General features: G+C 35.3%; 27 protein-coding genes and 1 other annotated feature. Of the genes, 25 read left to right on the top strand and 2 right to left on the bottom strand.

Features of this window, described 5'->3' with window-relative positions; all coding sequences use genetic code 11:
* Positions 1-118: 118 nt before the first annotated feature.
* The 9 genes from CD29_RS09395 to pheA all read left to right on the top strand — a co-directional run bounded on the left by CD29_RS09395 (position 119) and on the right by pheA (position 5,886).
* Positions 119-673: a peptidoglycan DD-metalloendopeptidase family protein gene (locus tag CD29_RS09395; RefSeq protein ID WP_052124098.1), complete on the top strand. Its 555-nt coding sequence runs from the start codon at positions 119-121 to the stop codon at positions 671-673.
* Positions 646-1,284, top strand: coding sequence for a M50 family metallopeptidase (locus CD29_RS19985; RefSeq protein WP_140422904.1), 639 nt, complete (start codon positions 646-648; stop codon positions 1,282-1,284). The genes CD29_RS09395 and CD29_RS19985 overlap by 28 nt, the downstream gene beginning before the upstream one ends.
* 42 nt (positions 1,285-1,326) lie before the next feature.
* Positions 1,327-1,403, top strand: a sequence feature (ribosomal protein L21 leader region).
* 14 nt (positions 1,404-1,417) lie between these two features.
* A complete protein-coding gene (rplU, locus tag CD29_RS09385) occupies positions 1,418-1,726 on the top strand; it encodes a 50S ribosomal protein L21 (RefSeq protein ID WP_036176802.1) in 309 nt (102 codons plus the stop codon).
* 14 nt (positions 1,727-1,740) lie between these two features.
* Positions 1,741-2,097: a ribosomal-processing cysteine protease Prp gene (locus CD29_RS09380; RefSeq protein ID WP_036185826.1), complete on the top strand. Its 357-nt coding sequence runs from the start codon at positions 1,741-1,743 to the stop codon at positions 2,095-2,097.
* A gap of 5 nt (positions 2,098-2,102) precedes the next feature.
* Entirely contained in the window at positions 2,103-2,393 is a 291-nt protein-coding gene (gene rpmA, locus CD29_RS09375) for a 50S ribosomal protein L27 (RefSeq protein ID WP_036186075.1), read from the top strand.
* Between the two features lie 210 nt (positions 2,394-2,603).
* The gene (locus CD29_RS09370) at positions 2,604-3,125 is read left to right on the top strand and encodes a Spo0B domain-containing protein (protein ID WP_036185825.1); all 522 of its coding nucleotides are present in this window, start codon (positions 2,604-2,606) and stop codon (positions 3,123-3,125) included.
* Positions 3,126-3,137: 12 nt separating this feature from the next.
* Complete coding sequence (gene obgE / locus CD29_RS09365; RefSeq protein ID WP_036185823.1) at positions 3,138-4,427, top strand: GTPase ObgE; 1,290 nt, start codon at positions 3,138-3,140, stop codon at positions 4,425-4,427.
* 96 nt (positions 4,428-4,523) lie between these two features.
* Positions 4,524-4,979 carry an ACT domain-containing protein gene (locus tag CD29_RS09360; RefSeq protein WP_036185820.1) on the top strand — a complete coding sequence of 152 codons (456 nt, stop codon included), beginning with the start codon at positions 4,524-4,526 and terminating at the stop codon, positions 4,977-4,979.
* A gap of 31 nt (positions 4,980-5,010) precedes the next feature.
* On the top strand, positions 5,011-5,886 hold the full coding sequence (gene pheA / locus CD29_RS09355; RefSeq protein WP_036185817.1) for a prephenate dehydratase: 876 nt from the start codon (positions 5,011-5,013) through the stop codon (positions 5,884-5,886).
* Positions 5,887-5,948: 62 nt separating this feature from the next.
* Here the strand turns inward: pheA and CD29_RS09350 are convergent, their stop codons facing one another.
* A complete protein-coding gene (locus CD29_RS09350; RefSeq protein WP_036185814.1) occupies positions 5,949-6,479 on the bottom strand; it encodes a transcription repressor NadR in 531 nt (176 codons plus the stop codon).
* A 226-nt stretch (positions 6,480-6,705) separates the two neighbouring features.
* Between CD29_RS09350 and CD29_RS20475 the strand changes: the two genes are divergently transcribed.
* From CD29_RS20475 to CD29_RS09310, 8 genes are all read left to right on the top strand, one after another.
* Positions 6,706-8,334 (top strand): LysM peptidoglycan-binding domain-containing protein, encoded by a 1,629-nt coding sequence (locus CD29_RS20475; RefSeq protein WP_036185812.1) that lies wholly within the window; start codon positions 6,706-6,708, stop codon positions 8,332-8,334.
* A 1-nt stretch (position 8,335) separates the two neighbouring features.
* Complete coding sequence (locus tag CD29_RS09340; RefSeq protein WP_052124097.1) at positions 8,336-9,178, top strand: phosphotransferase; 843 nt, start codon at positions 8,336-8,338, stop codon at positions 9,176-9,178.
* A 117-nt stretch (positions 9,179-9,295) separates the two neighbouring features.
* Positions 9,296-9,922: a Holliday junction branch migration protein RuvA gene (gene ruvA, locus CD29_RS09335; RefSeq protein ID WP_036185810.1), complete on the top strand. Its 627-nt coding sequence runs from the start codon at positions 9,296-9,298 to the stop codon at positions 9,920-9,922.
* A gap of 12 nt (positions 9,923-9,934) precedes the next feature.
* The gene (gene ruvB, locus CD29_RS09330; protein ID WP_036185808.1) at positions 9,935-10,933 is read left to right on the top strand and encodes a Holliday junction branch migration DNA helicase RuvB; all 999 of its coding nucleotides are present in this window, start codon (positions 9,935-9,937) and stop codon (positions 10,931-10,933) included.
* 16 nt (positions 10,934-10,949) lie between these two features.
* Positions 10,950-11,990 carry a tRNA preQ1(34) S-adenosylmethionine ribosyltransferase-isomerase QueA gene (gene queA / locus CD29_RS09325; RefSeq protein ID WP_036185806.1) on the top strand — a complete coding sequence of 347 codons (1,041 nt, stop codon included), beginning with the start codon at positions 10,950-10,952 and terminating at the stop codon, positions 11,988-11,990.
* An 85-nt stretch (positions 11,991-12,075) separates the two neighbouring features.
* The gene (tgt, locus tag CD29_RS09320) at positions 12,076-13,221 is read left to right on the top strand and encodes a tRNA guanosine(34) transglycosylase Tgt (RefSeq protein ID WP_036185803.1); all 1,146 of its coding nucleotides are present in this window, start codon (positions 12,076-12,078) and stop codon (positions 13,219-13,221) included.
* Positions 13,222-13,364: 143 nt separating this feature from the next.
* Complete coding sequence (yajC, locus tag CD29_RS09315; protein ID WP_036185801.1) at positions 13,365-13,625, top strand: preprotein translocase subunit YajC; 261 nt, start codon at positions 13,365-13,367, stop codon at positions 13,623-13,625.
* 127 nt (positions 13,626-13,752) lie between these two features.
* Complete coding sequence (locus CD29_RS09310; RefSeq protein WP_036185798.1) at positions 13,753-14,406, top strand: DUF421 domain-containing protein; 654 nt, start codon at positions 13,753-13,755, stop codon at positions 14,404-14,406.
* Here CD29_RS09310 and CD29_RS09305 read toward each other — a convergent pair.
* Positions 14,387-15,901 carry a putative polysaccharide biosynthesis protein gene (locus tag CD29_RS09305; protein ID WP_036185794.1) on the bottom strand — a complete coding sequence of 505 codons (1,515 nt, stop codon included), beginning with the start codon at positions 15,899-15,901 and terminating at the stop codon, positions 14,387-14,389. The genes CD29_RS09310 and CD29_RS09305 overlap by 20 nt on opposite strands.
* Positions 15,902-15,999: 98 nt before the next feature.
* On the opposite strand from CD29_RS09305, the gene CD29_RS09300 reads away from it, so the two are divergent.
* The 8 genes from CD29_RS09300 to CD29_RS09265 all read left to right on the top strand — a co-directional run bounded on the left by CD29_RS09300 (position 16,000) and on the right by CD29_RS09265 (position 26,394).
* The gene (locus tag CD29_RS09300; RefSeq protein WP_036185791.1) at positions 16,000-16,314 is read left to right on the top strand and encodes a post-transcriptional regulator; all 315 of its coding nucleotides are present in this window, start codon (positions 16,000-16,002) and stop codon (positions 16,312-16,314) included.
* 209 nt (positions 16,315-16,523) lie between these two features.
* Positions 16,524-18,797: a protein translocase subunit SecDF gene (gene secDF, locus CD29_RS09295; protein ID WP_036185788.1), complete on the top strand. Its 2,274-nt coding sequence runs from the start codon at positions 16,524-16,526 to the stop codon at positions 18,795-18,797.
* Between the two features lie 163 nt (positions 18,798-18,960).
* Complete coding sequence (recJ, locus tag CD29_RS09290; RefSeq protein WP_036185785.1) at positions 18,961-21,297, top strand: single-stranded-DNA-specific exonuclease RecJ; 2,337 nt, start codon at positions 18,961-18,963, stop codon at positions 21,295-21,297.
* A gap of 15 nt (positions 21,298-21,312) precedes the next feature.
* A complete protein-coding gene (locus tag CD29_RS09285; RefSeq protein WP_036185783.1) occupies positions 21,313-21,825 on the top strand; it encodes an adenine phosphoribosyltransferase in 513 nt (170 codons plus the stop codon).
* Positions 21,826-22,277: 452 nt separating this feature from the next.
* Complete coding sequence (locus tag CD29_RS09280; RefSeq protein WP_036185781.1) at positions 22,278-24,470, top strand: RelA/SpoT family protein; 2,193 nt, start codon at positions 22,278-22,280, stop codon at positions 24,468-24,470.
* A 21-nt stretch (positions 24,471-24,491) separates the two neighbouring features.
* Positions 24,492-24,932: a D-aminoacyl-tRNA deacylase gene (gene dtd, locus CD29_RS09275; protein ID WP_036185779.1), complete on the top strand. Its 441-nt coding sequence runs from the start codon at positions 24,492-24,494 to the stop codon at positions 24,930-24,932.
* Positions 24,933-24,996: 64 nt separating this feature from the next.
* Positions 24,997-25,206: a DUF2642 domain-containing protein gene (locus CD29_RS09270; protein ID WP_036185778.1), complete on the top strand. Its 210-nt coding sequence runs from the start codon at positions 24,997-24,999 to the stop codon at positions 25,204-25,206.
* Between the two features lie 291 nt (positions 25,207-25,497).
* Positions 25,498-26,394 carry a manganese catalase family protein gene (locus CD29_RS09265; protein ID WP_036185777.1) on the top strand — a complete coding sequence of 299 codons (897 nt, stop codon included), beginning with the start codon at positions 25,498-25,500 and terminating at the stop codon, positions 26,392-26,394.
* The last annotated feature ends 75 nt before the right edge of the window (positions 26,395-26,469 follow it).

The following is a 26,469-nucleotide window of genomic DNA, read 5'->3' as shown; positions in this document are numbered from 1 at the left end:
TGAGATGTACATTTGTTTTGGATATGTATATATAATAATGACATAATCTTTTTGATTTCTCGTAGAATCATATATTTCTATTGTTCATATACTATGAAAAATGGGAATGGATGATAGGGTGTTTAAAAAATGGAAGTGGATTGCTGCAGGTATTCTCTGCATAACAGTCCTTGTAGTAAATGACTTACAGGGAAAAGGACATTTTAATTTAAATATTAAAAGTGTAGTTTATAGCTCAGAAGATCTAAATTTAATGCGGAATGTTTTGAGGGAAGTATTTGTGACTGAAGATGATCCAACGATTGCAGTATCTTCAGAAGCGGTTAACAATGAACTGCTTTCTTTCATTGCAGTAAAACCATATAATAATGGATATTTATTGACATTTGAAAAAACACTTCCGATTATCGCAATTGAAAACGGTCTAGTAGTTTACACTGGACATAATACTTATACCGGAAAAACGATTTCTGTATTTTATGAAAATAACACAACGGTAACTTACGGATACGTTGATGCTTTTACAATACTACCATATACATCTATCGGAAAAGGACAGACCATCGCAAATAAAGAGGAACCAGGGGACTTATATATTCAAATTGAAACAAATGGTAAACGGTTGAATTTAGAAGAAACGATTAAGTGGATGAGAGAGTTCGTACAAACGTGACTCAAATGGTCATTCATCCATTATTTTTACCTTTACTATTTGGTATGGTCTTATATGGTGATGTAGCGTATTATGCGATGATTTTAACGTCATTAATTGTTCATGAACTTGGGCATTTGTTTGCAGCTTGGCTTGTTCGAGTTAAGGTTAAGAGATGTGTTATTATGCCTTATGGTGGAGAGATAGAACTAGCTAGTGGAAGTTCACTAAATTCAAAAAAACAGTTGATAATTGCTATTGGAGGTCCCATAGCAACTTGTTTTTGTATAATGATTACACCATGGATGGATCCATTATTCGCAGATCCATTCTTAAAGATCCAATTAATCTTATTAATTGTTAACTTAGTACCAATTTGGCCATTAGATGGAGGTAGAATTGTGCTATCTCTTATACTAATGTTTAGCCCAAAATCAAAAAATTATGAACTATTCCTTTTGATTTCATTAATATTAATCTTTTTAGTTGCCCTTATTTCTTTTATACTTTTACCTAATTCACTTTTTATCTTTGTTTTAAGTTTGTTTTTACTAATAAAAATTGTTCAAGAGTGGAGATTTCGAAAATACCGATTAGCATTTGAAAAACATGTAATGAAAAGATTGACTTAAAATACGTGCTGTGTTAGTATTTTAATGTTATTGTTTGTAGCACCCGTGCTACAACCGCTCTGGGAAGGTTTAAGCATCTTAATGATCACCTTTCAAAGCAGGCGAGTCTGAGTCTAAGAGGAGGTGCAGTTAAATGTACGCAATTATCGAAACTGGTGGTAAACAAATCAAAGTAGAAGCTGGACAAGAAATCTATGTTGAAAAACTAGGTGTTGAAGCTGACGAAGTAGTAACTTTTGATAAAGTTTTATTCGTAGGTGGCGAAACAGTAAAAGTTGGAGCTCCAACTGTTGAAGGTGCAACTGTTACAGCGAAAGTTGTTAAAGAAGGTCGCGCTAAAAAAATCACTGTATTCAAATACAAAGCGAAGAAAAACTACCGTCGTAAACAAGGTCATCGTCAACCTTACACTAAATTAGTTGTTGAATCAATCAACGCTTAATTAGAGGTGATGAGATGATTACTGTTACGATTCATCACGATGAAAATAGACATGTATCTGCATTTGAATTTTCAGGTCATGCTGAGTATGATCAAACAGGTAAAGATTTAGTATGCGCAGGTGCATCGACGATTGCCTTTGGTACAGTCAATGCCATTTACGCTTTACTAAATATTGAACCTAAAATTGAACAGGCTAATGAAGGTGGAGGCTATTTGCGAATAGATCTTCCATCTGATATAGATTCTGAGATTGATGCAAAACTACAGTTAATTGTCCAAGTAATGACTGCTCAAGTTTATTCTATGGTGCAGAGTTACGGGCAATATATTCGTATCAACTACAATCAAGTAGGAGGTGGAACAGAATGAAATTATTGTTAACATTAGATCTTCAATTTTTCGCTTCGAAAAAAGGAGTAGGTTCTACAAAGAACGGACGTGACTCTGAATCTAAGCGTTTAGGTGCTAAACGTGCTGATGGTCAATTCGTATCTGGTGGTTCAATTCTTTACCGTCAACGCGGTACAAAAATTTACCCTGGTACTAACGTAGGCCGTGGTGGAGATGACACACTTTTCGCTAAAGTTGACGGCGTTGTGAAATTCGAACGTATGGGCCGTGACAAGAAAAAAGTTAGTGTATACCCAGTAGCTCAAGAAGCATAATAATAATAAGGACTGCAGTCTGCAGTCCTTTTATATTGCAATAATCTTGAATGAAAAGGACTGCATAGCGCAGTCCTTTTTTTCTAAAAGTATAATTTAACTTCTAAAAAGTATGTGGACAAGAAAAAAATAGATAAAATTGGTATACTAGAAAATAGTTCATTTTAATACTGGTTCCTATAATGCCACATCACATTTTGGGAGAGAATTATGAAAAACAAAGCACTTACAATTGTAGAATCACTACGATATGCAAATCATGATTTTTTTAATCATCTGCAGCTCATCCATATGAATTTAGAATTGGGTAGGGTTGAAGAAACGAAAATAATGATTAAAGAAATCTCGGAGGCATACAAATCATTTTCAACTCTAAATAAACTAACGTTACCAAAAACAGTAGAATGGCTATATACATTCTCCTTTCGATTTCCAGCGATTTACTTTACATTAAATAGCTCTATAGAAGATACAAATAATCTGCAAAATGACAATGAAATTGTAGAATACTTAGAAAAAGCAATTCAACATGTGTATGATAGTCTAGATCCTTTTGTTGAAAGTCAATTAGCTATTGATGTTCATGTAAAGCAAGATACATTTAAACTACAATTTCATCTTAAGGGAAATTGGGAATCTAATATGACATTTCCAATTGAATTGAAAAAACTAAAAGTTAAGACATATGAAAAGACACAACAATCTTGGAAGTATGAGTTAACTTCAGAATAGGAGTGAAATCAATTGTTCGTTGATCACGTGAAAATATACGTAAAAGGTGGCGATGGAGGAGATGGTATGGTAGCCTTTCGCCGCGAAAAATATGTTCCTATGGGTGGACCAGCCGGTGGTGATGGAGGCCATGGTGGAGATATTGTGTTCCAGGTTGAAGAAGGGTTACGCACATTAATGGATTTCAGATACAAGCGACACTTTAAAGCAGAACGTGGAGAACACGGTATGAGCAAAGGAATGCATGGGAAAAATTCCGAGGATACAGTAATTAAAGTGCCACCTGGAACTGTTGTAATCAATGAGGAAACTGGCGCGGTCATTGCTGATTTAGTGGAGCATGGACAAAGTGCAATTATTGCGCGCGGAGGCCGTGGTGGAAGAGGGAATTCTCGTTTTGCAACTCCAGCAAATCCAGCACCTGAGCTTGCAGAAAAAGGTGAGCCAGGTCAGGAATTAAATGTTATATTAGAATTAAAAGTTTTAGCAGATGTTGGTCTAGTAGGTTTCCCTAGCGTTGGTAAATCAACGATATTATCTGTTGTATCAGCAGCAAAACCAAAAATAGGTGCATACCATTTTACTACAATTGTACCTAATTTAGGGATGGTTGAAACAGAAGATGGTCGAAGTTTTGCAATGGCAGACTTACCGGGATTAATTGAAGGAGCACATCAAGGGATTGGTTTAGGTATGCAATTCCTTCGTCATATTGAACGTACACGTGTTATTGTCCATGTAGTCGATATGAGTGGGATGGAAGGTCGAGACCCTTATGAAGATTACGTAACAATTAATGAAGAACTAAAACAATATAATCTTCGTTTAACGGAACGACCTCAAATCGTTGTTGCAAATAAAATGGATATACCTGAAGCTGAAGAAAATCTGCAGGAATTTATAAAGAAAGTTGGAGAATCGGTAAAAGTATATCCAATTTCAGCTGTATCTCGACAAGGGTTAAAACCTCTTTTATATGAAATCGCTGACTTATTAGAAGTAACACCTGAGTTTACATTGCATGAAATTGAGGAAGAAGAAAGTAATGCGACTGTACTTTATAAACATGAGAAAAAAGGTGAAGAGTTCGATATTACTCGTGATGATGACGGTGCTTTCGTAATAACTGGCTATTCAATCGAACGTCTATTTAAAATGACTGATTTCAGCCGTGAAGATGGTGTACGTCGATTTGCAAGACAGCTGCGTGCAATGGGGGTTGACGACGCTTTACGTGAAAGAGGCGCAAAAGATGGGGATATCGTTCGCTTATTAGAATTTGAATTTGAATTTGTAGATTAACTATTAAGATCTATGCCGTTTTAATGAATATGAGGTCAAATACTATTATTTGGCCTCACATTTATTTAATTAGCAAATGTTTTTAGGGGGATATGTATGAAAAACATTGCCAATCAGCGTTATTATCTAGTTAGAGAAGATGTTCTAACAGACGCAATGCAAAAGACATTAGAGGCAAAACACCTTCTGGAAAGTGGTTCGGTCTCTTCTATTTGGGATGCGGTAAAAAAAGTCGATTTATCAAGGAGTGCTTTTTATAAGTATCGGGATGCAGTTTTCCCTTTTCACTCTATAGTAAAAGAACGTATTTTAACAGTTAGTATTCAATTGCAAGATCAAAAAGGTACCCTTGCCAACTTACTAGGGATTATTACAAATGCTCATTGCAATGTTTTGACAATACATCAAACAATTCCCATTCAAGGGCGAGCAAATGTGACACTTTCTTTAGATGTTACAAGCATGGACATTGATTTAAATGAATTGATAGAAAAAATGAAAAAGTTAGAATTTGTGGAATCAGCTGAAGTAATCAGTTCAGGAGCGTTATAAAGTAAAAGAGAAATAGATTGGGGGCATAGGAGTGATACATGAGTATTCGCAGCAAAAAATTGCTTATTTAGGTCCAGAAGCTTCATTTACATATATAGCGGCAGAGTCGTTATTTCCACAAGAACAACATATACCGATGACAACAATCCCTGAATGCATTGATGCAGTTGTTGAAGGAAAGGTAAAGTATGCCGTTGTTCCACTGGAAAACGCTTTAGAGGGGATAGTGCCCTTGACGATAGACTATTTGTACCATGAGGTAGATTTATTTGTTGTAGGGGAAATATTAGAAAAAATCCAGCAGCATTTGATGGTAAATAGAGTGCAACTTGCGAACTGGCATAACGTAGAAGAAATACATTCGCACTCGCATGCATTAGCCCAATGCCATAAATATTTATCTTATCGCTTTAGTGGTGTTCCACTAATTCAAAGTTCTTCAACGTCTGCAGCTGCTAAATTTGTTGCTGAGAACCCAGATCGTTGTATAGCTGCTATAGGAAATTCTTCTTCTGCAGAAAAATACAATTTAGAGATAGTAGAAAAAAATATTCATGACTTTCATTTTAATCATACTCGCTTTTTTGTTTTATCAAAACAAAATTCACGTTTACCAATAGAACAATCAATCGGGGAACCAAAAACAACTTTAATGCTTACCCTACCATCAGATGAATCTGGAACATTACATCAAGTTTTATCTGTCTTTGCATGGAGAAAGCTTAATTTAAGTAAAATTGAATCAAGACCTTTAAAGACTGGTTTAGGTCAATATTTCTTTATAGCTGACGTATTGGCAGATGAAAATCATGTAATGATGCGAGGAGCTTTTGAAGAATTAAAGTCAATCGGCGTTACAGTAAAATCTCTTGGAACTTACTATACTTACAATACACCTGAAACTTAATAGAGTTAATGACAAAAAAAGAAGATGCGAATTGCCAATAAGACAAAATCGCAACTTCTTTTTTAGCTTTCTACAAGATATCCTTTTTCCCTAAGTAACTTTTCAGCAAGATCTAATTGTTCTTTTGTTGGAGCGCTAATTACATGGAGATGCGTTCCGTTGGTTAAAAGAGATAAATAAGTAGCTTGTGTATCGTTTACCCGTTCGATAAAATTCTGTACATCTAATCGATTGGAAATCATCATAGACGCGGTAATCTCACCGTAAACAGGATGGTCCACAATGACGCTTTTAATAGTAACACCACAATCTACAATCGTTAACATTTCATCTTCAGCTTGTTCTGCGGTATGTAAACATACAATCTTACGCTCAAAAAGAGCGCTATTATGATCTGAATTTAAATAGACATAGCCTTGGCTTGTTGAAACAATCGGTTCATTATGAGCTTTCAATAAATTCATGTCATTTACAATTACTTGTCGTGAAACATTTGCAAACTTCGCTAAATCAGTGCCTGTTATAGGTGCTTTCTCATTTTTAAGTAGTCTCAGTAGCTCGTTTCTTCTTTCGTCTCCTAACAATTTTTTCATGGGAATCCTCCTTCCATAATATTTAGCGAATAGTAAATTATAAACGCTATTATAATCCACACAGAAATGAAATTATTTTCGACAAAATTTGAGTCGAAATGTTTTTCTAATGAATAAAAAATACTACCTCATACATAGTTTATCACGAGGAATGAAATCATCCTTATATTTTTGTGTCCTTTTCATTTGATTGTCATATTATAAAACGAGAAAAGGAGGATGTATTGTGCAAACTCATATTGTTGAAAAAGGCGATACACTTTGGAAAATTGCCAAACAGTATAACATTAGTTTTGATGAATTAAAACGACTAAATGGACATTTAGCGAACCCTGATTATATTGTTCCTGGAATGGAAATCATTTTACCAGACCATGCTTCACACGGCAGTCAAGGAAGTCAAGCCACTCGAGGAACTCAAGGCAGTCATGGAGCTCAAAGCACGCACGGAACTAGTAATAAAGAAAAACTGACAGAACAAATTAGTCCATCAACTAAGCCTGTTCAAAAGGTATCACCATCAAAAGAAGAAATGACAAAGCCAATGCCAATGCCTGTGTCACCAACTAGGGAAGTTAGGCCATCAAAAGAAAAATTAACACAACCATTACCTGTTATGCCAACACCAGCACCAATGCCTCAGATGAAACCTGAGTTTCATTTTGCACCACAATTACACTTTACACAACCAACGCCACCAACTGAAAAAGCTATAATGACACAACCTATGCCTATGCCAACATCGGAGAAAATCATAATGACACAACCACAACCGATGCCACAACCGCAGCCAATTATTGTGCAACAACCACAACCGATGCCTATGCCGATGCCACAACCGATAATGATTGAATTTCCAAAACAAGAGGTTAAAGTTGAGGTTGAAGAAAAAGAAGTTACTAAGACAGAATTCATACCTATACCTCAACCATATTTAGTATACGTTCCACATGTTGTAGAACATGTAAAACATGTACCTGTTCCAATGCCACAACCATGTTCGTGTCACCAAAAACATCATCGTTGCCATAAAAAACACAGACCATGTGGCTGTGGTGGTAATCAAATAATGCCAATGCAAATGGAGCAAATGCCGATGTACATGGAACAAATGCCAATGTACATGGAACAGATGCCAATGCAAATGGAGCAAATGCCAATGCATATGGAACAAATGCCAATGCATATGGCTTCGCCATGTGGTTGTGGAGGTTCAAGGGGATATGATTTCATGCAACCACAATATTTCGAACCAAATTATGATATAGCACCTGTAATGGATGATCATGATCACGGGAAAGATTCTACTTTACCAGATTGGTTAGTTGACTCGTCTTCTCATCCTGTAATGGGGGTAAGTCATGAACAACCAAAACGAAGCATGAACGACAAACAAATGTATGATGAAAAAGATGGGAAAGTAGCTGACTACTATCATCAAATGAGAAAAACTGAAGATAGTTATCGTCCATCAGAACAAACATACGGAATGCATGATATGAATTATCCAGGAACACATTACATGCCAGACCAAACAATGCAAGAACATTACAACTACAATATGCCTGACTATTATATGCAGCAACCAATGTCTTATCCTATGATGCAACAACCATATATGATGGATCAACAGCACATGATGGATCAACAACACATGATGCAACAACCGTATATGATGGATCAACAACACATGATGCAACAACCATATATGATAGATCAACAACACATGATGCAACAACCGCACACGATGGATCAACAGCATATGATGCCACAACAACATATGGATTATCAATCTCACCCTTATTATCCAAATACAAATCATAACTCTTCAAATTTCAAGCCTTGGACTTACTAAAATGCAAATTAAGAACAATATATGGAAGCAAGAAACACCAAATGAAACATTATTTATAAAAAAATATGAAAATGATATAGTAGCTGAAAAAGTGAAATTTATCCATAAACAATTAGAAGATATTGAGTTTCCATATGTAATACCTTTAAAAAAAACGAACGAACCTAACCTATTAGTTCAAAGCTGGCAGCATAGAAGCTATAGTTCTGACTTCTCTGACAAACACCATCGAAAACAAGCTATAAAAATCTTAAAAGCTTTACATGAAACGAATAAAGTAGTTAACTGGAAAGGTAACCCAGTAATACCAACTCAAAATCTATTCAATAAGTGGACTGTAAGGCTTGAACGATTTCTATCACATGAAAAAGAGCTTGTTCCATATTTACAACATGCTTATTATGAAATTACATTATATGCAGAAAAGACACTACGGAAAATGCGGAAAAAAGGTGAAAAATCGTCATCAAATCTCACATTATTACATGGTGATGTTGTGCATCATAATTTTTTAATAACAAGAGAAGGTATGAAATTAATTGATTTTGATTTATCAGTCATTGGGGATCCGGCTGATGAGTTAATTTTATGGTTACATCGTGCACTTCCGACAGTAAATTATGATCTATTTGAATTATTAAATGAAAATCGATATTTACAAGAAATGTGTCTTCATAAATTGCACTATCTCCAATATCCAAATGAATTATTAAGGGAATGGTTGTATATTTTACAACTTGGAGATATGGAAAAGGAAGCCTTCTTAGACTATATAATGCCATTTACAGAAAGAGCATTAAGACATTGGCCTGAATTAATTGCAAAAAGTGAAAAAATAAAATAATAGAGGATGCAATCTTTGGCCGTCTAATTAGGACGGTCTTTTCTTTTACATAAGTGCCGTTTAGTATTCTAGTTTTAATATGGTATAATGGGAGGATGTGAAATGTGAGGGATTGTAATGTACGACTATATTATTGGACAAGTGATAAGAGTAACACCTGAATATATTGTATTAGAGCAAAACCAAATAGGTTGGTGCATTTATACGCCGAACCCTTTTGCTTTTCAAATTACCGATACCAATCAGCAAGTATTTTTACATATGCATGTACGTGAGGATATACAACAGTTATACGGGTTTAAAACACTTGAACAGCGAGAACTATTTAGAAAACTAATACAGGTTTCAGGAATTGGCCCAAAAGGTGCACTAGCAATATTAGCAAGCGGTAATCCATCTCAAGTAATTACTGCTATTGAAAGTGAAGACGAATCGTTTTTAATTAAATTCCCAGGAGTAGGGAAAAAGACAGCACGTCAAATGATACTTGATTTAAAAGGTAAACTTGGAAGTCTTATGACAGACCAAACAATCATTATTCCAAGTAAAGATGATGAATTACCGTTATTTGGAGTAAATCCAAACCAACATCAATTAGATGAGGCAATTTTAGCTTTAAGTGCTCTTGGTTATTCAGATAAAGAATTGTCAAAAATTAAGCCGCACCTTGAAGAAAATGACTCACTTACAACAACTGAAAGCTATATGAAACAGGCTTTGCAACTATTATTAACATTGAAGTAAGGGGGAGATTGAATGTCTGACCGAATTATTTCAAGTAATGCAAATGAATTAGATGAGCAATACGAACTTTCACTTAGACCACAAAAATTAACACAATATATTGGTCAATCTAAAGTGAAGGAAAGTTTAGAAATATTTATACAAGCGGCAAAATTACGGGAAGAAAGTTTAGATCATGTACTGCTATATGGACCACCAGGCCTTGGGAAAACAACTCTTGCAAGTATTATTGCAAATGAAATGAATGTCAATATTCGAATGACTAGTGGCCCGGCCATTGAACGACCTGGAGACTTGGCTGCAATCGTTAGTTCGCTAGAGCCAGGAGATGTATTATTTATCGATGAAATTCACCGACTTTCAAGGGCTATTGAAGAAGTTCTATATCCTGCTATGGAGGATTATTCATTAGATATTGTCATTGGAAAAGGGCACGAGGCTCGTACAGTTCGTTTGGACTTACCTCCATTTACTTTAGTAGGAGCCACAACAAGAGCAGGTGCTTTATCGGCCCCATTTAGAGATCGTTTCGGTGTAATGCTTCGTTTAGAATATTATGATGTACCATCACTAATTGAAATTGTTATAAGAAGTGCTAAACTATTTGAAGTTACTATTGATGAGTTAGCTGCAAGGGAAATTGCACGTCGCTCACGTGGTACACCTAGAATTGCCAATCGATTGTTAAAACGAGTTCGCGATTATGCACAAGTAATTGGGGACGGAGTAATTTCACTAACAATTGCCAACCAAGCACTCCAACTACTTCAAGTTGACCCATTGGGATTGGATCATATTGACCATAAATTATTAAAAAGTATGATTGAAGGTTTTAAAGGTGGACCAGTAGGACTTGATACTCTAGCTGCATCAATTGGTGAAGAAAGGGTAACAATTGAGGATGTATACGAACCATATTTAATGCAAATCGGATTTATTCAACGCACTCCTCGTGGTCGTGTCGCAAGTCCCTTAGCTTATGAACACTTTGGTTATCCACAACAAACATAAAAAAGGAAGTTTCAACATGAGAGTAGAAGATTTTGATTTTGAATTACCTGAAGAACTAATCGCCCAAACACCATTAGAAGATCGTACTGCAAGTCGATTAATGGTTGTCGATCGTAAGACTGGGGATGTAGAACATAATCATTTTCCACAAATAGTCGCTGAATTACAACAAGGAGATTGTCTTGTCCTTAACGATACTCGTGTAATGCCTGCAAGACTTTTTGGTGTTAAAGAGGAGACAGGCGCCCATATCGAATTATTGTTATTAAAACAAGGGCAAGATGATGAATGGGAAACATTGGTGAAACCAGCTAAGCGTGTAAAGGTTGGGACTGAACTTACATTTGGAGAAGGCTTATTGAAAGCAACATGCACAGGTGAACTAGACCACGGTGGTCGAATGTTTAAGTTTAGTTATGAAGGTATTTTCTATGAGATATTGGACCAATTAGGTGAAATGCCTCTCCCACCATATATTCATGAGAAATTAGATGACAGTGAGCGTTATCAAACTGTATATTCTAAAGAAATTGGTTCTGCAGCCGCTCCGACAGCCGGCTTACATTTTACTACTGAAATATTAGAAAAAATAAAAGAAAATGGTGTGGAGATAGTATTTATCACACTTCATGTTGGACTAGGAACATTCCGTCCAGTAAGTGTAGACTCCATCGAAAATCATGACATGCATTCTGAGTTTTATAGTGTATCAGAAGATGCAGCAAAGGTCATAAACCGTACAAAAGCAAATGGTGGAAAAGTAATTGCTGTTGGAACAACGTCTACACGGACACTTGAAACGATTGCGCAAAAGTATAATGGTGAGATTCGTGCAGAGCAAGGATGGACAAACATCTTTATCTATCCAGGTTTTGACTATAAAGCAATTGATGGTCTAATTACAAATTTCCACTTACCGAAATCTACTCTAGTAATGTTAGTAAGTGCACTAACGTCTAGAGATATAATATTAAATGCATATAGACAAGCCGTTGAAAAAAAATATCGTTTCTTTAGCTTTGGCGATGCTATGTTTATTCGCCCTGATCGCGATTAAAAATTTGTTAAGAATGCTTTAAATTGGGGAAACCTAAAGGAAAAAACGGAGTACTGTTTCTACTCCACAAGAAAGGGAATTATTTATGACACAACCAGCAATAAGATATGAACATATTAAAACTTGTAAACAAACAGGAGCAAGACTAGGGATTGTTCACACTCCGCATGGATCATTTGAAACACCTGCATTTATGCCAGTTGGTACACAAGCCACTGTAAAAACGATGTCGCCAGAAGAAGTTAAGGAGATGGGTGCTGGAATCATATTATCTAACACATATCACTTATGGCTTCGACCAGGCAACGAAATCGTAAAAGAAGCAGGTGGACTTCATAAATTCATGAACTGGGATCGAGCAATATTAACTGATTCTGGTGGATTCCAAGTATTCTCTTTAAGTGATTTTCGTAAAATCGAAGAAGAAGGTGTTTATTTCCGCAACCATTTAAATGGGGACAAGCTGTTTTTAAGCCCAGAAAAGTCAATTCAAGTACAAAATGACTTAGGTGCGGATATTATTATGGCATTTGATGAGTGTCCACCTTATCCTGCAACTTACGATTATATGTTAGCTTCTGTAGATCGTACGACTCGTTGGGCAAAACGTTGTAAAGAGGCTCACAGCCGTCCTGAGGACCAAGGATTATTTGGTATTATTCAAGGAGGCGAGTTTGAGGATTTAAGAAAGCGTTCTGCTGAGGCGCTAGTTGAACTTGACTTCCCAGGCTATGCGATTGGTGGACTTTCCGTTGGTGAACCGAAAGACGTAATGAATAAAGTGCTAGATTTTACTACACCACTCATGCCGTTTGATAAGCCACGTTATCTTATGGGAGTAGGTTCTCCAGACTCGCTGATTGATGGTGCTATCCGTGGAGTAGATATGTTTGACTGTGTATTACCGACACGTATTGCACGTAATGGGACTCTGATGACATCAGAAGGTAGACTGGTAGTTAAAAACGCACAATATGCAAAAGATTTTGGGCCACTAGATCCAAACTGTGATTGTTATACATGTAAAAATTATTCACGTGCATATATCCGCCATTTAATTAAAGCGGGTGAAACTTTTGGAATTAGACTAACGACTTATCATAACTTACACTTCTTATTGAAATTAATGGAGCAAGTTCGACAAGCAATACGTGAAGATCGTTTAGGCGATTTCCGAGAAGAATTCTTCGAAAAATACGGATTTAATAAACCTGATGCAAAAAACTTCTAGTTTATGTATAATATAGAAAATGAAAAACTCTTATTTTTTATGAGAAATATATTATTTCGAGGAAAATAATAGTTTCAAATCGCTTTTTCTATTGGTTTTATACTATACTATTTAAGTGAGATTTAGAAAGGGGGCTATTCAACGTGGAAACTTTAGTTAATTTACTACCGATAATTATTTTATTCCTTGCAATGTGGTTTATTTTAATTCGTCCGGCACAAAAGAGACAAAAAGCAACTGTTCAAATGCAAAGTGGCTTAAAGCGCGGAGATCGTGTTGTAACAATTGGTGGACTTCATGGTGAAATCGATGCTATTGAAGATACAGCGGTGTATATCCTAGTTGATGGAAATACTCGTATGAAATTTGAGCGTCAAGCAATTGGTCGCGTAATTACAGAATAAGTAATAAGTAATAGAAAAGCTTACGAATTGGGACAAGTTCCTTCATTCGTAAGCTTTTTTCATTTTGAAAAAATTGAATAGTTCCCTTATTGAGTGCAAACAATGAGATTAGAAAGGGAGTTTTGAGATGGAACAATATTTTGAAATCATTTTTCGAACCGTTATTTTATATCTTTTAATTCTCGTTATTTTTAGATTAATGGGAAAAAGAGAAGTTGGCGAGTTAAGTATTATGGATTTAGTTGTGTTTGTCTTAATCGCTGAATGTGTTGCTTTTGCATTAGAAGATATGGAAAAGGAATTATTTCCTCAGATTTTTCCAATCATTTTATTATTTCTAATCCAGTATCTTAACTCGTTACTCGCTTTAAAAAGTAAAAAGGTACGAGATTTAATAGATGGTGATCCATCATTAGTCGTAAAAGATGGTATCATCAACGAAGAAGAAATGAGAAAACAAAGATATAACTTAGATGACTTATTTCAGCAATTACGTGAAGAAAGGGTTCCGTCTATAAAAAATATTGCTTACGCTTATTTAGAACCTTCAGGCAAACTATCTATTTTTCTAAAAGACGATGACCCTTTAATAATACCTCTAATAGTAGATGGTGATATTATCGAAAGACACCTTAAGATGATTGAAAAAGATGAACAGTGGCTCCTTGAAACATTAAAAACTAAAGGATATACAAATAGTAATGAAATCTTTTATTGTTGTTACCAAGACTATGATTTACATGTTCAACTAAAAGGAACCCCTATTGACGGGAAACAATAGATCTTAGGTATTTGAAATCACTTAAACGGAATTGGTGTAATAATAATAACAAGACGGTTACGATTGTTAATGTAATGGCACTATTTGTCCAAAAATTAAAGTTTAGCATAGGTAATAAATAGCTTTGAATGATACATGTTACGATAAAAACCACATATGGAATAACGAAGAAGCGGAAGCCTCCAGAAATCATTTTATGTTGGCGAATTGTTGCTATGTGTAAAAATGACGTCATTAAAACACCAAATCCGATAGCTATTATTGCACCATACTCAGCGATGGAAGCTTGAGAAGCTAAAACAAACATAATAAACAATTTACCTAACCCACCATAAATTGAGTTCATCATTGCAGCCTTTGCTTCATCGACAGCTTGCAAAATTGAATGAAGGGGAGCTTGTATATAGTAAAAATAAAAAATTGGCGCTAATATTCGCATATAGCCTTTCGTATCTTCCAGTCCAAAAAGCATTAATGCAAGTTCATCTCCATGTATAAAGAAATATGCCGCTGCGTAACAACCGATTAATGAAGACATTCGTAAAGATATTTCAATACGGTCATTTAAAAGAGAATAGTTATTTCTTGCGATTGCGCTGCTCACTGCAGGAATCAGTACAATTGCAAGAGCGTTCGGTATAAATGAAGGGAACAGCAGTAAAGGAATATGAACCCCTGATATCACTCCATACAAAGTGGTTGCCCCTGCAGCAGTTAAACCTGCGATCGTTAACGCTTTTAAAAAGATAATAGGTTCTAAAAACCAAGTAAACGTACCAAATAATCTACTACCAGCAGAAGGTACTGCAATTCTAAGTAAAGGCATCGCTGGATATGGTTTTGCCTTTTCGGTTGATTTTAATTTTGATTTTGTAAATAAGTACTGCACATATAAATATAAGAAAGCTACTACTTCACCAACAGCTGTAATTGCCATTGCGTAAGCGGCAGTCAGCTCTGGATTACCCGGAACTATAAAACCAGGTAAAATCATTGAAATTAATGCAATACGAACTAATTGTTCAATCATTTGAGACCAAGCTGTTGGTGAAATCTTAGTAACCCCTTGAAGATAGCCTCGAATTAGCCCTGAAAAGACAACAATAGGAACTGCACCTAACGCGATATACAATGTTACTTTTGTAGCTTCATTATGTAATAGTGTACCTGCTAAAAATGGTATAAAGAAATATAGAACTGGTATAAATACAATCATTGAAGCAATTGACCACTTAATCGAAGTTGCCATTACCGATTTAAGTTGTCCAATTCGTTTTTTTGCGTAAAATTCTGCGATTATTTTAGCAACAGCGATAGGTAGTCCAATTTGGACAAGTGAGATAAAAAAGATATATGCAGGATAGGCAGTCATGTACACCCCTACAGCTTCTGGACCTGCAACCTTCATAAACTGCATTCTATATACAAAGCCGAACAACTTAGATAAGAAAATAACAATCATTAAAAAAACGGTCCCTCTAACAAACGATCCCATTTATTCAATCCCTTCTCAATTCAAGAAATTTCCGCTACAATATTTGTATGCTCGTACTACACAAGTTAAAACAAATCAAATGCTTGGGGTGATAACAAATGATCAATGCACATCCTGATTTATATGACAAAGTTTTACCAGCTTTACAAAGTAAAATCGAAGAATTTCAGCATTTTGGTTATGAACACATCTCAATAGAAGATGTGTGGAATTATTGTGTAAATAAAAAATGGAGAAAAAAGATTATCGAAGATTTAAAATTACATGAAGTGGTTGAAACAATATTTTCAATTTCAGCGTCTGAAATTGTGAGTTTTACTCAAATTAATTCTTTTAAAACAGCTGATTGGTTCGCGGAACTAAATAAAGCAGAATTAAATGAACTATTTAGAAAAGAGCCTAAAAAAGAATAGATATACAACAACTTAAATTGCTATTTGTCTTGATTTGACAGCAAGATATACATGTTACATAATTAGTCTGTCGCACTTAAAGATATTTAAGTTTGTTTTGTCATTACGTACTATGCTAGTCCGAGAATTAACGATAGCATCTTAAAGACGCGCATTATGCGCTTTTTTGTATGACAAAGTTGTATACATACACCCAAGGAGGATTATGCATGAAATTAAAAAGCCGTATTTTAGCTTTTCTACTTGTTGTTGTTGTAATATTTGCAGCAATGGGCGGAACAGTTAAAGGGATATTAGATGATGTAAAACTCGGCTTAGATTTACAAGGTGGCTTTGAAGTACTATATGAAGTGTTACCACTAAAAGATGACCAACAAATAACTCCCGATATGGTAGCAGATACAACAACTGCATTAGGAAATCGTATAAATCAATTTGGTGTTAGTGAACCTAGCATTCAAGTAGAAGGTGAAAACCGTATACGAGTTCAATTAGCAGGAATTGACGACCAATCATCTGCACGTGAGTTGTTGTCAAGTACAGCTGAGTTAACTTTCCGCGATGTGAATGATAACATACTATTAGATGGTACTGATTTAGTTGAAGGTGGAGCAAACGGTACGTTTAGTGATACAAACCAACCAATCGTCACATTAACATTGAAAGACGCTTCAAAATTTGCTGAAGTAACAAGACAAGTATCACAAATGCCAGAAGGTCAAAATTTACTTGTTGTTTGGTTAGATTTTGAAGAAGGTGTAGACTCTTATGTACAAGAAGTCTTAAAACCTGTAGAGGATCAGAAATTTGTTTCTGCTGCACGTGTTGGACAAGTATTAAATACTACAGATGTAATGATTGAAGGTAACTTCACTGTTCAAGAAACGAAAGATATAGCAAGTGTATTAAATGCAGGGGCTCTACCTGTTAAGTTAAATGAAATTTACTCCACATCAGTCGGAGCTCAATTTGGAGAGCAAGCATTAAAAAGTACAGTTTATGCAAGTGTTATAGGTGTACTATTAATATTTATCTTCATGTTATTCTATTACCGTTTACCGGGCTTCATTTCTATTATTACATTATCTGTTTTTACATACTTAGTACTATGGGTATTCAATTCAATTCAAGCAGTCTTAACTTTACCAGGAATTGCAGCCCTTGTTTTAGGTATTGGTATGGCAGTTGACGCTAATATTTTAACTGCAGAACGTATTCGTGAAGAAATGCGTGTTGGTAAAAGCGCAAAAGAGGCCTATCATCTTGGATCAAAACAGTCTTTATCTGCAATTATTGATGCTCAGTTAACTACGTTACTAGCTGCTGCGGTATTATTCTGGTATGGGACAAGTTCTGTTAAAGGATTTGCCACAACATTAATGATTTCAATTATCTTAAGCTTTGTTACAGCGGTCTGGTTATCTCGTGTATTATTAGGATTACTAGTAAAAAGTGGTTATTTTGATAGTCCATTCTTCTACGGTGTTCAAAAATCAAAAATTCATAATGAATCTGAAGGTTTAATATCTTTAGACTTAACTACAAGATTTGATCGCTTGGATTTTGTACATCATCGCAAGAAATTTTATATTTTCTCGGTGTTAATATTAGTTATCGGTATTGTAATCATTAGTATTTTCAAACTCAACTTAGGAATTGACTTCTCAAGTGGTACACGTGTGGAAGTATTATCAAATGAAGCAATAACGCAAGAAGAAGTAAGTGATTATATTTCAACTATTGGGTACCCATCAGAGGATATTGTCATTTCTGGAGAAGATAAAAATACAGCAGTAATCCGTTATAAAGATGATTTAACTCAAGCTGAAATATTAGAATTTAAAGAATTCGTATTGAAAGATTTTGGCCATGAACCAAGTGTTAGTACGGTATCACCAACAGTAGGACAAGAGTTAGTAAAAAATGCTATTTACGCATTGTCCATTGCAGCATTAGGTATTATTATTTATGTTGCGATACGATTTGAATGGCGTATGGGTGTAGGTGCCATTGTTTCGTTATTACATGACGTATTCTTTATCGTCGCACTGTTTAGTTTCTTTAGAATCGAAGTAGATATCACATTTATTGCAGCAATCTTAACAATTGTAGGATATTCTATTAACGATACCATCGTTACATTTGACCGAATTCGCGAGAATGTTGATCGTAGAGGCGAAATTTCAACACCTGAAGAATTAGCTGAAATTGTAAACAAATCTTTAAGACAAACAATGGGTCGTTCAATCAATACAGTTTTAACAGTAATTATAGTGGTGGTTGCATTATTAATATTAGGTGCTCCTGCTATTCAAAACTTCTCTATTGCTTTACTAATTGGATTAGTAACTGGTATGTATTCATCTATTTGTATTGCAGCTCAAATTTGGTACACGTTAAAGGTAAGTCAAATGAAGAAACAAGGTACAAAAGTTGTTATGAAAGAGAAAAAACAATGGGGTTCAGATGAGCCAGTTGTATAATAACTAAAAGTAATTAAAAGTAATCCCAAAGACAAATATTGTCTTTGGGATTTTCATTTTCATTAAGTATGTTTTATATTTTCTCAAATATTTTAAAAATATTAAAAATAACTTATTCTAATAGTTTTTCTGTATAATGGACTATGTTAAGGAAGTGAGTAAATTGATTAAGTCCCAAAAGAAGTGGATTGTTCAAAAAAACAATGAAGAACTCGTTAAACAATTACAAACTGAATTAGGTATTTCATCCATTGCGTCAAAGATACTCATTTCAAGAGGTTATGAACTGGCGCATGATGCGCTATCAATTTTAAAAATGGATGATAGCCATTTACACGATCCGTTTCTTATGCATGGAATGAAAGAAGCAGTGGATCGGATTAAACATGCTATTGAAGTTGGAGAAAACATATGTATTTATGGCGATTATGACGCCGATGGTATTTCAAGTACAACTGTTATGTTACGAACTTTGCAGGATTTAGGTGCAAATGTAGATTATATAATTCCAAATCGGTTTACCCATGGTTATGGGCCGAACGAGGAAATTTTTAGACAGCTGCATGAGGCAAGTGTGAATTTAATTATTACAGTCGATAATGGAATTAGTGGAATAGAACCAATTCGTATTGCAAAAGAATTAGGTATGGATGTCATTGTCACAGACCATCATGAGGCATCAGAGGAATTGCCACCAGCCGATGTCATAATCCATCCAAGAGTACCAGAAGGTCAATATCCATTTGGTGAGCTTGCGGGTGTAGGTGTTGCATTTAAACTTGCACATGCTCTATATGGAAAGGTACCTGTGCACTTATTCGAATTTGTTGCAATCGGAACTGTTGCAGACTTAGTTCCTTTAGTAGGAGAAAACCGTTACTTAGTACAACAAGGTATCAAATATTTAAGAAAGTCTAATAATCCTTGGGTTCGTGCAATCTGTGAAATTTCTGGAGTATCCCAGCATGAAATAGATGAAGACAGTATAGGATTTTATTTTGGTCCTAGACTAAATGCAATTGGTCGACTTGGAAGTGCATCACCTGGAGTTGATTTTCTAATCAGTGATGATTCGTATTCTGCGATTGAAGGGGCCAAATTACTTAATAGTAAAAATGCTGAACGAAAAGAAATTGTAAAAACTATTACAGAAGAAGCCATTGCAATTATTGAATCCGATGAAATAATTGCTAATTCACAAGTTATAGTTATTGCAAAGGAAGGTTGGAATCCAGGTGTTATTGGGATTGTAGCTTCACGACTCGTAGAAATCTATTATAAACCAACGATTGTTTTATCGATTGACCGTGAAAAAGGGACTGCAAAAGGGTCTGCCCGTAGTATTGAAGGATTTCACATGTATAATGAGTTAGCGAAAAATCGCGACATTCTACCACATTTTGGTGGACACCCAATGGCTGCTGGTATGACATTCGCTTATGAATATGTGGATGAGCTTCGCAATCGTCTTCACTCACAAGCTGAACAGTGTTTAACAGAAGAACTGTTAACTCCAAAGTTAACGGTTGATGTACCATTGGAACTATCTGAAATTACTGTTGAGGCAATAGAAGAAATTAAACAATTAGGTCCATTTGGAACTGGTTTTTCTAAGCCAATTTATGTATTACAAGATGTAAACGTACGTTCTATGAAAAAGATTGGCGCTGCTGAAAATCATTTGAAAATGGAATTAGAAGATCAATATGGTTTAATTGATGCCGTTGGATTTAATAAGGGTGCCTTACATGAAGAAATTTCTCCAGGTGTAAAGTTATCAATTGTTGGTGATTTACAAATTAATGAGTGGCAGGGCAAGAAAAAACCACAGTTACTAATTACAGATATAAAAACCGATGAGTGGCAGCTGTTTGATTTACGTGGGAAGATACAATCTAATCGGTGGGTTGAACTAATTGTAAAACAAAATGTAAGTTATTTTGCATTTAACAAAGAAACAACAAATAACTTGCAACAGTTAATTTCTGAACCGATACACTTATTTGACAATGTTCCACAAATTCATGACCCTTCTTATATTGTCCTTTTAGACTTGCCTAATACAATTGAAGAGTTGGAACAGTTAATAATAGAACTAAGACCTAAAAGAATTTATGTTGTATTTTATACTCATAATCCACAATTTTTTACAGGTATGCCTACACGCGAACAGTTTGCAAAGTACTATACATTTTTAAAACAAAGACCTTCCTTTAATTTGCATGGTTCCATTAACCAATTAGCAAATAGTAGTGGAATAAATATTGAATTAATCAAATTTATGACAAACGTGTTTTTTGAACTTGGATTTGTTACAATAAGTAATGGTCTGATTTCTGTAGTAGAAGGAGCACCAAAACAAACTCTTGAAGAAGCAACTACATATAAACAACGTGTACAACAATTAGAAATCGAACAAAAGTTTTTATATGCAAACTATCAAGAATTGAAACAGTGGTTTCATGAAAAATTGACATCAGAGGAATATCAATATTCCTAGTAGGAGGATTTATTAATGGATTTAAAGCAGTATGTAACAACAGTAGAAAACTGGCCAAAAGAAGGAATCAGTTTTAAAGATATAACGACAATTATGGACAATGGACCAGCATTTAAATATGCAGTAGATGAAATTGTCAAATTTGCAGAAGAAGTTGGAGCAGAAATCATTGTTGGACCTGAAGCTCGAGGGTTTATCATTGGTTGCCCAGTAGCTTATGCACATGGTATTGGATTTGCTCCAGTTCGTAAAGAAGGAAAGTTACCACGTGAGGTTGTTCGCGTAGAATATGGTTTAGAATATGGAACGGATGTTTTAACAATGCATAAAGACGCTGTAAAGCCTGGTCAAAAAGTATTAATCGTTGATGATTTATTAGCAACGGGTGGAACAGTGGATGCTACAATCCAATTAGTAGAAAAATTAGGTGGCGTTGTATCAGGCTGTGCATTTATCATTGAACTAGAAGATTTAAATGGCCGTGAAAAAATTGGCAGCTACCCTGTAAAAACGTTAATTTCTTATTAATTTAAAAAGTATTTCTTTAGTACCTCTTTTATCTTTATAAAAAGAATAAAAGAGGTATTTTTATACAATTTTTTGGAAAGATTTTGTTTATATTGACAAAAAGTTCGTATATTTTTCATAATTCTACGATTTAACAAAGTAATTAGCTACTTAACTTTACATTCTATACATAATTTTTATACAATTAACTTTATATATCTAACTTCATTCAGTAGAAGTCTAGCACTTCTATACTTAGTGGATAAATGCAAGCAGTTAACCCATATGTGCGATGGTTTAAACTCTGACTGAATGAAGTTAGGCCTCCGGCGGATGCCACAGATTTTTAAAGGTAATTTTCGAGCAAGCTCGAAAAAATCTGGGCGCACGTGTTTTAAGCTGCACCGAAAGCTTGCGGCAGGTGCAAATACGCCAAGGCGAATTTGAAAAATTATTAGCAAGGTGGACAACTAATGGCGAAAGAGCAAATTTTGACGCCCGAGGACGTATTTTCGAAAGTCAAAGAGTATATGAACGATGAACATGTGGATTTCGTAAAAAAAGCGTACGAAGTTGCAAGAGAAGCACACAAGGAGCAACTTAGAAGTTCTGGTGAGCCTTATATTATACATCCCATTCAAGTAGCTGGCATTTTAGCAGAGTTACAAATGGATCCTGAAACGGTAGCAGCAGGGTTTCTTCACGATGTGGTTGAAGATACACCTGTAACACGAGATGACTTAGTGCGCGAATTTAATGAAGAAGTGGCAATGTTAGTAGATGGTGTGACAAAGCTTGAAAAAATTAAATATCGTTCTAAGAAAGAACAACAAGCAGAAACGCATCGTAAAATGTTTGTCGCTATGGCGCAAGACATTCGAGTGATATTAATTAAACTAGCTGACCGTTTACATAATATGCGTACACTAAAACACCTTTCCTCCGAGAAACAACGTAGAATATCAAATGAAACGTTAGAAATTTTCGCACCACTTGCTCATCGCCTAGGGATTTCCAAAGTAAAATGGGAGTTAGAAGATACAGCTTTACGCTATTTGAATCCACAACAGTATTATCGCATCGTAAGTCTTATGAAGAGAAAACGTGTTGAACGTGAAGCTTACTTAGAAGATGTAATGAACGAAATAAGAGACCAACTACAATTAGTTGAAATAGATGCTGATATTTATGGGCGTCCAAAGCATATTTACAGTATCTATCGTAAAATGGTCCTTCAAAACAAACAATTTAATGAAATATACGACCTACTAGCGGTTCGTATTTTAGTAGATAGTATTAAAGATTGCTATGCAGTGCTAGGAATTGTTCATACTTTATGGAAACCAATGCCAGGGCGATTTAAAGATTATATTGCTATGCCAAAACAAAATCTTTATCAATCGCTTCATACAACAGTGATAGGGCCTTATGGTGATCCGTTAGAGGTTCAAATTCGTACACGAGAGATGCATGAAATTGCCGAGTACGGGATTGCTGCTCACTGGGCATACAAAGAAGGCAAAACAGTTAAACAAAATAAAGAAAATATCGATCAAAAGTTAACGTGGTTCCGAGAAATATTAGAATTCCAAAATGAATCCTCGAACGCTGAAGAATTTATGGAATCGTTAAAATTCGATTTGTTTTCCGATATGGTTTATGTGTTTACACCTAAAGGTGAAGTGGTTGAACTGCCAGCCGGTTCTGTACCTATAGACTTTGCTTATCGTGTCCATTCAGAAGTAGGGAATCGAACAATAGGCGCTAAGGTCAATGGCAAAATGGTTCCTTTAGATACCGCTTTAAAAACTGGGGATATTATTGAAATTCTAACTTCTAAGCAATCTTTTGGACCAAGTCGTGATTGGCTGAAGATTGCCCAAAGCTCACAAGCAAAAAATAAAATTAAGCAATTTTTCAAGAAGCATTTACGTGAGGATAATATACTAAAGGGTAAAGAACTTGTTGAAAAAGAAATTAAAGCTCAAGATTTTGATCCAAAAGATGTGCTATCTTCTGAAAATGTTAAACGCGTACTCGAGAAATTAAACTTCACAAATGAAGAAGATTTATATGCAGCAGTTGGTGTAGGTGGAATTACTGCACTTCAACTTGTCAACCGTCTTGCAGAAAAGAAACGTCGAGAACGTGAAAAAGAAGAAGCGATTTCGAAAATTGTGAAAGAAATGCAAAACCCAACAACAAAAAAACGCACAGAGACTGGTGTTGTTGTAAAAGGAATTGATAACTTATTAATTCGCTTATCACGTTGTTGTACACCTGTACCTGGAGATGAGATTGTTGGTTTTATTACAAAGGGTAGAGGAGTATCAGTTCACCGTGCGGATTGCCCAAATGTAAATGAAGGCGAACATGAGAGACTCATTGAAGTGGAATGGGAACATAGTGAAATTCAGTCACGAAAAGAATATCCAGTTGATATTGAAGTATATGCTTATGATCGTCCTGGAATATTAAATGATGTTATGCATGCTGTTACTGACACGAGAGTAAATATTTTAGCTGTAACAGGGAAAGCAGATTATAACAAAATTGCTACCCTTCATCTAACAATATCTATATCAAATATAACAGCGTTGCACAAAGTAGTTGAAAAAATTAAACAACTACCTGATATATATTCAGTTCAACGAGTAATCAATTAACTTTATAGTAGAGGTAGATTAATGAGAGTAGTTATACAGCGAAGCAAACAGGCATCGGTGACTGTTGATGGGAAAGTCACTGGTGCGATTGACAAAGGATATGTCCTATTAGTTGGATTAACACATACTGATACAATTGATGATGTGAAATACGTAGCAAAAAAAGTTGCTGAAATGCGGGTTTGGGAAGATGAGGAAGGTAAAATGAATCACTCTATTATAGAACATGGAGGAGATATTTTATCTGTGTCTCAATTTACCCTTTATGCTGAAACAAAGAAAGGCAGAAGACCGAGTTTTATTGAAGCAGCAAGACCGGAAGCAGCGTTACCATTATGGGAAGCCTTTAATGACGAATTGAAAAAACATGGACTAAAAGTTGAAACAGGTGTTTTTGGTGCCATGATGGATGTTTCTTTAATTAATGATGGACCTGTAACTGTTATTGTAGAATCTAAGTAGTTAGTATCACTACGTTCTTCCATTCCATATTATAAAAGGGAATTGATTATAAAGGAGTGGAGTAATGGTAAGTGGTTTAACTAGCCCTTATTATTCTGAAACAATGAAAGGGTTTATTGGGAATTATGTAGCAGTTCAAACGACAGCAAAAACACTTCAACATGGATTTTTAACACATGTTTATCCAGATCATATTGTTTTAGATATCTGTCATGTACCTTTCTTTATCCGTACAGATGAAATTGTTTGGGTGACTTTAGGTCGACAAGTTTAACTTCATTCAGTAGAAGTATTCTGCTTCTATATGTGGTGAGAATAATTCACTGAGTTAAATCATTCTATTGGGTTTAAAATAGACTGAATGAAGTTAAAGCCTCCGGCGGATGCCACAGATTTTTAAAGGTAATTATCGAGCAAGCTCGATAAAATCTAGGCGCACGTGTTTTAAGCTGCACCGAAAGCTTGCGGCAGGTGCAAATACGCCAAGGCGTATTTGATTCAATATCTATAGAATATACACCTCTTTTCAGTCATATGTTACAAGTGACAATTAGGAGGTGTTTTTTTGTTTCAACGTGTGAATAGATTAGCAATTGAGTTACCCGAGGTTGAATATGGAGATGTGAATGCAGCATCTGCTGTACAAGAGTTGCTTGGTGGTAAATTTGGTGAAATGAGTACGTTAAATAATTATATGTATCAGTCTTTTAATTTTCGTGGAAAAGTGAAGTTGAAGCCCTTCTATGATTTAATAGCTAGTATTACAGCAGAAGAATTCGGTCATGTCGAATTAGTTGCTACAACAATAAATTTATTAAATAAAGGCGCATCATTCCCTGGAGCACCAGATCTTGCACCGCTACAAAACGGCAAAAATATGAGAAATGCGAAAGCTTTTATTGCTACAGCCCAAACTTCATCTCCACATGATTCTATGGGGTTACCTTGGACCGGAGAAAATGTATTCACAAGCGGAAATTTAGTACTAGATTTATTGCATAATTTCTTCTTAGAATGTGGTGCACGAACACATAAGATGAGAGTATATGAAATGACAGATCATCCTGTGGCAAGAGAGATGATTGGATACTTACTTGTGCGCGGTGGAACTCACATAGTTGCTTATGCTAAGGCTATTGAAATGGCAACAGGGGTCGATGTTGGAAAAATGTTACCTATACCAAATCTTGATAACCGAGTATTTGATGCTGCTAGAAAATATGAAGATCGTGGATATGGCAATGTGTTATTTACTTGGAATTATGTTGGTGATTATACAGATATCAATAAAATTTGGAAAGGTCCACATCCTCAAACAGGAGCAAAATTAATCGTTAAAGAGGGAATACCTGAAGATTCAGGTAAAGTACCGAATTTAGATGAACTACCAGAAGAATTTGCTCCAGGAATTGGTCCAGAAGAATTCCAAGCAATTGCAAAAAGATTGTTAGCAAAAATGTAAAAAAGACGGGAAATATCCCGTCTTTCTTATGTGTGCCAGGCATGGCAACTATCTAGGTGGTGGAAGTCCACTGTG

The sequence above is a fragment of the Ureibacillus manganicus DSM 26584 genome, assembly GCF_000772945.1.
GTDB lineage: Bacteria > Bacillota > Bacilli > Bacillales_A > Planococcaceae > Ureibacillus > Ureibacillus manganicus.
This window is presented reverse-complemented; position numbering and strand designations above follow the sequence as displayed.

Bases quoted from the DNA above. Each gene is read 5' to 3' on its own strand.
- CD29_RS09280 (WP_036185781.1), top strand. From the start codon at position 22,278: ATGGCGAAAGAGCAAATTTTGACGCCCGAGGACGTATTTTCGAAAGTC.
- CD29_RS09360 (WP_036185820.1), top strand. From the start codon at position 4,524: ATGAAAAACATTGCCAATCAGCGTTATTATCTAGTTAGAGAAGATGTT.
- rplU (WP_036176802.1), top strand. From the start codon at position 1,418: ATGTACGCAATTATCGAAACTGGTGGTAAACAAATCAAAGTAGAAGCT.
- CD29_RS09285 (WP_036185783.1), top strand. From the start codon at position 21,313: ATGGATTTAAAGCAGTATGTAACAACAGTAGAAAACTGGCCAAAAGAA.
- CD29_RS09350 (WP_036185814.1), bottom strand. From the start codon at position 6,479: ATGAAAAAATTGTTAGGAGACGAAAGAAGAAACGAGCTACTGAGACTA.
- CD29_RS09340 (WP_052124097.1), top strand. From the start codon at position 8,336: ATGCAAATTAAGAACAATATATGGAAGCAAGAAACACCAAATGAAACA.
- queA (WP_036185806.1), top strand. From the start codon at position 10,950: ATGAGAGTAGAAGATTTTGATTTTGAATTACCTGAAGAACTAATCGCC.
- CD29_RS09300 (WP_036185791.1), top strand. From the start codon at position 16,000: ATGATCAATGCACATCCTGATTTATATGACAAAGTTTTACCAGCTTTA.
- CD29_RS09305 (WP_036185794.1), bottom strand. From the start codon at position 15,901: ATGGGATCGTTTGTTAGAGGGACCGTTTTTTTAATGATTGTTATTTTC.
- CD29_RS09370 (WP_036185825.1), top strand. From the start codon at position 2,604: ATGAAAAACAAAGCACTTACAATTGTAGAATCACTACGATATGCAAAT.
- CD29_RS09270 (WP_036185778.1), top strand. From the start codon at position 24,997: ATGGTAAGTGGTTTAACTAGCCCTTATTATTCTGAAACAATGAAAGGG.
- dtd (WP_036185779.1), top strand. From the start codon at position 24,492: ATGAGAGTAGTTATACAGCGAAGCAAACAGGCATCGGTGACTGTTGAT.
- tgt (WP_036185803.1), top strand. From the start codon at position 12,076: ATGACACAACCAGCAATAAGATATGAACATATTAAAACTTGTAAACAA.
- CD29_RS09310 (WP_036185798.1), top strand. From the start codon at position 13,753: ATGGAACAATATTTTGAAATCATTTTTCGAACCGTTATTTTATATCTT.
- CD29_RS09380 (WP_036185826.1), top strand. From the start codon at position 1,741: ATGATTACTGTTACGATTCATCACGATGAAAATAGACATGTATCTGCA.
- ruvB (WP_036185808.1), top strand. From the start codon at position 9,935: ATGTCTGACCGAATTATTTCAAGTAATGCAAATGAATTAGATGAGCAA.
- secDF (WP_036185788.1), top strand. From the start codon at position 16,524: ATGAAATTAAAAAGCCGTATTTTAGCTTTTCTACTTGTTGTTGTTGTA.
- ruvA (WP_036185810.1), top strand. From the start codon at position 9,296: ATGTACGACTATATTATTGGACAAGTGATAAGAGTAACACCTGAATAT.